This is a genomic window from Citrobacter sp. wls757 (assembly GCF_005280935.1).
Classification (GTDB): domain Bacteria; phylum Pseudomonadota; class Gammaproteobacteria; order Enterobacterales; family Enterobacteriaceae; genus Citrobacter; species Citrobacter portucalensis.
In genome coordinates, this window is the sequence record NZ_SZWU01000078.1 from 16,295 (window position 1) to 18,162 (window position 1,868).

At 50.5% G+C, this 1,868-nt stretch carries 3 protein-coding genes; 1 reads left to right on the plus strand and 2 read right to left on the minus strand.

Going from position 1 to position 1,868, the window contains the following annotated elements:
• Nucleotides 1–12 precede the first annotated feature (12 nt).
• Both rpmA and rplU read right to left on the minus strand, forming a co-directional pair.
• A complete protein-coding gene (gene rpmA / locus FDW94_RS21955; RefSeq protein WP_003025030.1) occupies nt 13–270 on the minus strand; it encodes a 50S ribosomal protein L27 in 258 nt (85 codons plus the stop codon).
• Between the two features lie 19 nt (nt 271–289).
• On the minus strand, nt 290–601 hold the full coding sequence (rplU, locus tag FDW94_RS21960; protein WP_003025032.1) for a 50S ribosomal protein L21: 312 nt from the start codon (nt 599–601) through the stop codon (nt 290–292).
• Nucleotides 602–859: 258 nt separating this feature from the next.
• Here rplU and ispB point away from each other — a divergent pair, with 258 nt between their 5' ends.
• On the plus strand, nt 860–1,831 hold the full coding sequence (gene ispB, locus FDW94_RS21965) for an octaprenyl diphosphate synthase (RefSeq protein ID WP_003839953.1): 972 nt from the start codon (nt 860–862) through the stop codon (nt 1,829–1,831).
• Nucleotides 1,832–1,868 lie beyond the last annotated feature (37 nt).

Below are 1,868 nucleotides of genomic sequence, written 5' to 3' on the forward strand. Positions count from 1 at the left end.
GACGCGAAAAACTTATTCAGCAACGATGCTGATGAATTTACGGTTTTTCGGGCCTTTCACTTCAAATTTCACTTTACCGTCTGCTTTAGCAAACAGAGTGTGGTCTTTGCCGCAACCAACGTTGGAGCCAGCGTGGAATTTAGTACCACGTTGACGAACGATGATGCTACCAGCCAGAACTGTTTCACCGCCGAAGCGTTTTACGCCCAGACGTTTAGCTTCTGAATCGCGACCGTTACGAGTCGAGCCGCCAGCCTTTTTATGTGCCATTTAATCTGCTCCCCTTAACTTAAGCGCTGATGCCAGTGATTTTCACATCAGTGAACCACTGACGATGGCCCTGCTGCTTACGGTAGTGTTTACGACGACGAAACTTAACAATTTTAACTTTCTCGCCACGACCGTGAGCAACGACTTCAGCTTTGATAACGCCGCCATCAACGAAAGGAACGCCGATTTTGACTTCTTCACCGTTTGCGATCATCAGAACTTCTGCGAATTCAACAGATTCGCCAGTTGCGATGTCCAGCTTTTCCAGGCGAACGGTCTGACCTTCGCTTACTCGGTGTTGTTTACCACCACTTTGGAAAACCGCGTACATAAAAAACTCCGCTTCCGCGCACACCTTTTTGATGATTCAGAGTGCGCTATAAATATTCACAATAGGGCGCGAATATTACGCAAAACGCGAGCCTTTGACAAGTGCTACCGTCAATACATGAAGAAAAAAAACACAACACGTACGGTAACGTTTATCTACGGCGTTTTTTCAGTACAATCAGCATATATTTATAACCCTAAACCCGACGTTACCTTCCCACACAGTAAGGTAATCGGGGCGAGAAGCCCGGCTTTTGCGATGAATTTAGAAAAAATCAATGAGTTAACCGCGCAAGATATGGCGGGGGTCAATGCGACAATCCTTGAACAGCTCAATTCCGACGTTCAGTTGATCAATCAACTGGGGTACTACATCGTTAGCGGCGGCGGAAAACGCATTCGCCCAATGATCGCCGTCCTCGCCGCGCGGGCCGTTGGTTACCAGGAAAATGCGCACGTTACGATTGCGGCCCTCATCGAGTTTATCCACACAGCGACCCTGCTGCACGACGATGTTGTGGATGAGTCAGACATGCGCCGTGGGAAAGCTACGGCAAATGCGGCGTTTGGTAATGCGGCCAGCGTGCTGGTTGGCGATTTTATCTATACCCGTGCATTTCAGATGATGACCAGCCTTGGCTCGTTGAAAGTGCTGGAAGTCATGTCGAAAGCAGTCAACGTCATTGCCGAAGGTGAAGTCTTGCAGTTGATGAACGTCAACGACCCGGACATCACCGAAGAAAACTATATGCGCGTCATCTACAGTAAGACCGCGCGTTTGTTTGAAGCGGCAGCCCAATGTTCAGGTATTCTGGCAGGCTGTAGCGAAGAACAAGAAAAAGGGTTGCAGGATTATGGCCGTTATCTCGGTACCGCTTTCCAGTTAATTGACGATTTGCTGGATTACAGCGCAGATGGCGAGCAGCTGGGTAAAAACGTCGGTGATGACCTCAACGAGGGTAAACCAACGCTGCCACTGTTGCATGCCATGCGCCACGGCACCCCAGAACAAGCGCTAATGATCCGCCAGGCCATTGAGCAAGGTAATGGTCGTCACCTTCTGGAGCCGGTTCTGGAAGCGATGAACGCCTGTGGTTCTCTGGAATGGACCCGTCAGCGGGCAGAAGAAGAGGCTGATAAAGCCATCGCTGCGCTTCAGGTGCTGCCCGATACGCCGTGGAGAGAAGCGCTGATTGGTCTGGCACATATCGCCGTGCAGCGCGACCGTTAATTCCCTACAGCATCTTCCCTCATCCCGTGCCCTGCAC